Origin of the sequence: Bacillus sp. FSL K6-0073, from assembly GCF_038006085.1 — a bacterium.
GTDB classification, from domain to species: domain Bacteria; phylum Bacillota; class Bacilli; order Bacillales; family Bacillaceae_G; genus Bacillus_A; species Bacillus_A cereus.
On the sequence record NZ_JBBOUN010000001.1, the window covers coordinates 3,456,583 to 3,464,612 of the forward strand.

Here is an 8,030-nt window from a genome sequence, read left to right on the forward strand (position 1 = left end):
AAATATGATTTGTACAATTAAGTAGTCGCTATGATTGTGTTTTGCCTGCAGGCTTTAGTTATCGATGAATTCATATTCACCTAGTAACTCATCAAGCTCTTCTAGTGACATTTTATTGTAACCATAATCGGAAGCTGTTTTTTCTGATTCCGTTTGATTAATACAATGATCGATTATCATTTCAAGGTTCTCTTTATACTTTTGGTTAAAATCAGCGATTAAAAATTCAGAATATTCCCCTTCGTTGAAGGTAGTGTTTATTATTAATGTATCCTCTACAATTATTGAATTAATTTCTATAGAAGCATCTCTTGCATTTTCGCCACCTATACTTTCGCCAGGTGATAGCCATGATGCAGAAAATTCTTCATTGGTCGCTTTTTTACTCATTTCTCCCAAATAATTAAATAATATAGGTGCCGTTTCATCATTTAACAAATCTTGATCCTTTTTTAGGTATTTTAAAACCCCATATCCTATTCCGTTATTAGGAATTTTTCTTAAAGTCTCTTTTACCAATTTTATACTCATAGAAATTTCTTTTTCTTTACCTAAATCAAAATAGACAGGGTATATTGTAGTAAACCACCCAATAGTCCTACTAACATCTATATTTTCAATGACTTCTTCTCTTCCATGACCTTCCATGAGAATTTTCAGCCTGTTTTCTCCTGTTAAATCTCTTACTGTTACTAACAAAGCCGCTAAAAGGATATCATTTATTTGAGTATTATATGTTTTGTTTGTTTCTCCCAATAACTTTTGAGTGTTCTCCTTATTTAGTGAAATGGTTAAGGTCTTGCTATTTTTATAATCGGTCACATCTATTTCTTCATTTTTCGCTAAAAAATCTACTTTCATTTTAGATATGTCTGCCCAATATTTTTTTTCTTTTAGAAGTTTATTACCTACCGCATAATCCATTAACTTTTCTGAAAACTCCTTAAATGAATCCGTTTTAAAACCTATATCAAGTTTTTCATTGAGATATGCTTGTTTGTATAACATTTCGAAATCTTCGAATAATATTCGCCATGATACTCCATCTATTACAAGATGATGGATAGTAATAAGCAAATGATCACCCTCATTTGTTCTAAAAATGCCAAGTTTTAATATTTTACCGTCAGTAATCGAAATTTCTTTTTGTATATTTGTTGCTAGTTGACCCACTATCTCCTGTTGATTATCTTGATTCTTAATATCATGGACATATAAATCAAAGAAATCCCCATTCAAATCACGATTATATTGAATAATTTCACCATTTTCCTCTTTATAAATCATTCGTAAAACATCGTGTTTTTCACAAATTTTACGAAACACCTTTTCTACAATCTGTTCTTCAAATCCATTTTTTCTATACAGCATAAATGATTGATTATAGTGATTTAGCTCTTTATTATTTAATGCTTCGTTTAATACAAAATGTCTTTTCTGTATTGGCATTAAAGGAACATTTCCCTGAATTATTTCATAGTTGTTCTTTACTCTCGATTCATTTTTTACATACTTACTAAGATTTTTAATTTTCGGGTTTTCAAATAAATCTTTAATTTTGAGTTTAAGATTCACTTTTGATAGTTTAGAAACTATTTGTAACGCTTTTATAGAATCTCCACCAACCTCAAAAAAACTATCGTTAATTCCAATTTCTTTAATACCCAAGACATCCTGCCAAGCTGATACAAGATGTTCTTCCACTTCATTTCGAGGCGCTTCATAATCTGTTCCCTTAGAAAGGTCCCCCTCTTGTACAAGAGGCAATGCTTTTCTATCTATTTTTCCATTCGGTGTAAGAGGCATTTTATCTAATTGAATAAAAAATGAAGGAATCATATAATCTGGTAAATAATTTGACAAGTAGTCTCTTAATTCACTTGTAGTTAGCGCCTCCTTAGCTATTATGTATGCACATAAATAGGTAAAACCAGCATTATCTTTCCGATCAATTACTACCGCCTGATTTATATTTTGATTACCTAATAGTTTAGCTTCAATTTCTCCTATTTCTACCCTAAACCCTCGAACCTTTACTTGATTGTCTATTCTTCCTAAAAACTCAATATTTCCATCTGAAAGCCATCTTGCCAAATCTCCTGTTTTATACATTTTTTCACCAGGTATAAAGCCATTTGAAACAAACCTTTCATGAGTAAGATCTGGCTTGTTTAAGTATCCTTTTGCAAGACCTTTTCCACCAATGTACAATTCACCATACACCCCTATAGGTTGTGGTTCTAATAAAGAGTTTAAAACATAATATTTTGTGTTATTTAACGGCTTTCCTATAGGAGTATTTACCATTTGTGGTATATAATCGTACTCTTCTTCATAATAGCTAGAATCAATAGTTGCTTCTGTAACTCCATAGCTATTAATTACTCTCATATTCTCCCCATATCTTTTAACCAAATTTTTGTACTCATGTATAGGACAGCTATCAGAACCTAATATTAATAATCGTAATGTCGTGAGATCAAAATTATTTTCATATACATAATTCATAAAAGGTATAATAAGACTTGGAGTGGATTCAAAAATATTAATCTTATACTTCTTAATTGTCTTATATAATAAATCCAGTTCTAGCTTGATATGACTCGGTACTATATACATTGTCCCACCATTTAATAAACTTCTACATAAGTCCCCTGCAAATACATCAAACGACATACTAGCCATTTGTAATAAATTCACTTCATACTTTGACAATTCATAGTGATCTCTCCAAGTGTAATGGGCATTAACCAAATTTTTATGCTCTACTAACACACCTTTAGGGTTTCCAGTTGTTCCTGATGTATATATGATATACACTAAATCATCTGGTGAATTAATATGATTCAAATTATCTTCATCGATATCATATATATCTATATGATTTATATTTACTACTTCACCGTAGGAACCATTTTTATCCGTTAGATGTTCTTGGGTAATAATAATGTCCGCATTACTATCCTCAAGCATAAATTCTATTCTCTCTGTAGGGTAATCTGGATCTATCGGCAGATATGCTCCTCCAGCTTTTAGAACCCCCAATATTCCTACAATCATTTCTACTGATCTATCCACCATTATTGCAACTATACTATTTTGTACAACACCTTTTTCTCTCAAAGTTCTAGCTAGTTTATTTGCTTTTTTATTCAATTCTTCATAGGTCAACTGCTTTTCTTCGAACACTACAGCTATATGATTTGGTGTTTTTTTAACCTGCTCTTCAAAAAGTTCGTGTATAGTACCTACTGGATATTCAACAGCAGTATCATTAAACTTGTTTAATATTATTTCTCTTTCTTCTTGTGAAAGCAAATTTATTTCACTTAATTTTTGTTCAGGATTATTAACAATTTCTTTTAAGATATTAACTACATGATTTCCAATTCTTTGTATTGTTTCTTTTTTAAATAATTTTGTGCAATACTCTAAAATAAATTCTATATGATTTGTATTTTCAATTGCCGATAAACTTAAATCAAACTTTGCCGCTTTAAAATCAATGTCATACGGTTCGATTTTTAAGCCTTTTATATTCAACTCTAGATTATCTAAATTTTGAATAGAAAACATTGTATCAAACAATGCGTTTCTACTAATATCCCTTTTTAAGGCTAGCTTTTCAACTAACTCATCAAATTGATAATCTTGATTTTCATAAGCATTTAAGGTATTTTCTTTTACTTTCTTCAAATAATCAATGAATCTGCTGTCTGCTTTAGGACGATTTCTCATCACAAGGGTATTAACAAACATACCAATAGTATTTTTTAAATCATCATGTTGTCTTCCTGCAGTTGGTGAGCCAACTATAATGTCTTCTTGTCCCGTATATTTCGAAAGTAGCGTTGTATATGCTGCTAAAAGTAGCATATACATAGTAACTCCATTTTCCCTTGCAAACATTTTAAGCTTGTTTGTTAGTTCAGAATCTATTTCAAAACTTAATCTATCTCCCTCGCTACTTTGTATTTGTGGTCTTGGAAAGTCAGTTGGCATATTCAGAACTGGTATCTCATCCTCAAATACTTTAAGCCAATATTCCTCCTGTTTCTTTATACTATCACCGTTACAAAACTTTTCTTTCCATTCTGAATAGTCTTTATATTGAATTTCTAATGGTGCTAATTTTTTTTCTCCAAATATATCTGTTAACTCTTTCATTAAAATGCTCATTGATACTCCGTCTGAAATAATATGATGCATATCAAGCATCATGATATGCACATCCTGACTAACTTGTACGATTTCTACCCTTAGAAGAGGAGCTACCTCTAAATTAAAGGGTCTTATGAATTGCGCCACTCGTTCTGCTACGTTCTCTTTCCCTAATTCACTATATTCAATTTTAAAATCTATTTCTTTTTCTATCTTTTGAACTGGTTCTCCATCAATCATTACAAAAGAAGTTCTTAATGCTTCATGTCTATCAATTAATGCTTTAAAGGCTTTTTCAAAAGTGTCCAATTGAAAGCGCCCCTTCATTTGTATAACAACTGGTAGATTGTAAGTAATTCCACTATCCTCTATTTGATTTAAAATATATAGCCTTTTTTGAGCCGATGAAAGATTATAAAATTGCTTTTCCTCAGCTTTCTTTATTTTTGAGTAAGTACTCGTTTCTTTCCCTTTTATATATTCGCCAATGCCTTTGATAGTAGGAAAATTAAATATTTGTTTTAATGGTATTTCAACATCTAATTCTTTGTGTATCTTTGATACCAATGAAAAAGCTTTTAGTGAATGTCCTCCAGCTTCAAAGAAGTTATGATTTATTCCAATTTTCTCTATACCCAAAACGTCCTTCCACACTAAAGCCAACTTCTCTTCTACTAGATTTCGAGGTGCTTCATAATGATCTTCTATAAATTTATTGAAATCTGGTTCCGGTAATGCTTTCACATCCACTTTTCCATTAAGTGTAATCGGCAATTTTTCCATCTCTATGAAATGCAAAGGAATCATGTAACCAGGAAGCTCTTTGGCAAGCAACTCTCTCACTTTATCTATGTTCAGTTCTTCATTCAAATCATTAACTGTAATAAATGCACAAAGATATCTGTTTCCATCTATCCCCTCTTTATCAATTACTTTAGCTTCTTTTATGTTCGATTGTCTTAATAAGTGATATTCAATTTCTTCCAGTTCAATTCTAAAACCGTGAATTTTTACCTGATTATCTATTCTACCTAAAAATTCAATATTTCCATCAGGTAGCCGTCTTACTAAATCTCCAGTCCGATACACTCGTTCTCCTAAACTAAAAGCATTAGACTTGAATTTTTCTTCAGTTAATTCTTTTTTATTTTTGTATCCTCGCGCTACACCTTCTCCACCTATATATAATTCACCAGGTATTCCTATCGGCAGTAATTGAGCATTATTATCCAAAACATACAATTTATAATTGCTTAGTGGTTTACCTATAGGTACACTCATTCCCATACAATCATTGGAACTGACCTTATAATATGTTGCACAAACAGTTGTTTCTGTAGGACCATATGAATTATAAACATCGGCAATCTCAATAATATTTTTTATATATTCATACTTTAAAACATCTCCACCACTAATAAATTTCATATTTTTATTAAGTATTAAATGCTTATTTTTATCAATTTCATTGAGTAACAGTGGTGAACAGCTTACTAAAGTCACATTATATTTTTCAATATTTTTAACTAGCTCATCTATGTTCAGATCACCAATTTTTTTACTAATGATTAATTTCCCTGAATTAGCCAAAATAGGAAATGTTTCTTCCGTAAAAGCATCAAATGAAAATGAAACTACTTGTAATATAGAATCTTCTTCATTTAAAGTAATTTGTTTTGAAAATGCATAAATATAGTTAATGACGTTACGATGTGTAGTCATAACCCCTTTAGGCTTTCCACTAGAACCTGACGTATATATTAAATAAGCTAAATCAGATGAATGATTTAAATTTTCTAGGTTGTCCTTATTTAAAGAACTAATTTCTTCATCATTAAATAAAATACTTGGAACTGTTCTTACTTTGAATTGTAAGTGCTCCTGAGTAACAACTAATTTTGCTTCACTATCTTTTAGCATATATTCAATTCTTTCTTCAGGATACTCAGGGTCAATTGGTAAATATGCTGCTCCAGCTTTTAAAATCGCCAATATGCCAATTATCATTTCTGGGGATTTATCCGCCATAATTCCTATTACAGTATCCGGCTTTGCACCATTTTTTCTAAGCAACCTTGCCAGTCGATTTGCTTTTTCATTTAGTTGTTTATATGTTAATTGTTCCTCTTCAAATATAACTGCAATATGATTTGGTGTTTTTAGAACCTGCTCTTCAAATACATGGTTTAAGGTCTTATTTTTAGGAAATTCGGCCATAGTATCATTAAATTTGTGTAATATGATTTCCGTTTCTTCTTCTGAAAGTAAATTTATTTCTCCTAATTTAAGCCCCGGATTATTGGTAATTTCCTTTATTACATTTACTAAATGACCTGCAAGTCTTTTGATTGTTTCTTTTTTAAATAATTTTGTGCAATATTGCAAATCAAATTTCAAATGATCTGTATATTCTATCGCCGTAAGACTTAAATCAAATTTCGCCACATTAAAATCAATATCGCAAACCTCAGTGGTTACTCCATTTATATTAAACTCAAAATTATTTTGAGTTTGTATATCAAACATCGTATCAAACAATGCGCTTCTACTTGTTTCTTTTCTTAAATTTAGTTTCTCTACTAATGTATCAAATTGATATTCTTGATTCTCATAAGCATTTAATGTGTTTTCTTTTACTTGTTTTAAATAATCAATGAATTTAGTATCTGCTTTTGGATAACTTCTCATTGCAAGGGTATTGACAAACATGCCAATTGTATTTTTTAAATCATCATGTGTTCTTCCCGCAATTGGTGAACCAACTATTATGTCCTCTTGCCTTGTATATTTAGAAAGAAGCGTTTTATATACTGCTAAAAGAAGCATATACATAGTAACTCCATTTTCCCTTGCAAGAAATTTAAGTTTCTTTGTTAGTTCAGAATCTATTTCAAAACCAAGCCTATCTCCCTCACTACTTTGTATTTGTGGTCTTGGAAAATCAGTTGGCATATTCAGAACTGGAATGTCACCCTCAAATACCTTGAGCCAATATTCCTCCTGCTGCTTTATGTTATCTCCTTTATAGTATTCTTTTTGCCATTCCGAATAGTCTTTATACTGAACTTTTAATGGTGCTAATTCTTTTTCTCTAACTAAATCAGCTAACTCCTTCATTAAAATGCCCATTGATACTCCATCTGAAATAATATGATGCATATCAAGCATCATGATATGCTCATTCTGATTAACACGTAAAATCTCTACCCTTAGAAGCGGCGCTATCTCTAAATCAAAAGGTCTTATAAATCGTGCCACTCGTTCTGATACGCTATCTTCTCCTAATTCACTATATTCAATTTTAAAATCTATTTCTTTTTCTATCTTTTGAACTGGTTCTCCATCAATCATTACAAAGGATGTTCTTAATGCTTCATGTCTATCAATTAGTACCTTAAAAGCATTCTCAAAAACTTGCATTTGAAAATCGCCCACGATTTTGATAACTAAAGGAATATTATATGTCGTACCTTTAGATTCCAAATTATTTAAAATAAGCATCCTTTTTTGTGCCATTGATAAGGTATAACAATTATTTTCTGATTGTTTCGCTTTTGGAATTTCATTCTTTTTTTCTATATCTTCATTTTTTAAAGCTATAATAATTTTTTCTTTATATAACTTTATTTTTCCCTTTAATTCAGCTGTTATTAGTTCACGAGGTCCAATAATTTTTATCTTCCCTTGATTCTGATATAAGAAAATGTTTGATTTTTTCAAATCATTTATAAACCCTTTAATATCCATAACTAGAATCATTCCCTTCGCGGTGCCCATTCAATTTCTCACACTATTAGTAAATAACTAAAACAACTATCAAATTTCATATACATCTTTGAAATTCAAACCATTGGGCCTAGCTTAACTGC

At 30.6% G+C, this 8,030-nt stretch carries 1 protein-coding gene; it reads right to left on the reverse strand.

Annotated elements, in window-relative coordinates:
• Positions 1 to 54: 54 nt before the first annotated feature.
• Positions 55 to 7,908 (reverse strand): non-ribosomal peptide synthetase, encoded by a 7,854-nt coding sequence (locus tag MHB52_RS17890; RefSeq protein WP_063263988.1) that lies wholly within the window; start codon positions 7,906 to 7,908, stop codon positions 55 to 57.
• Positions 7,909 to 8,030 lie beyond the last annotated feature (122 nt).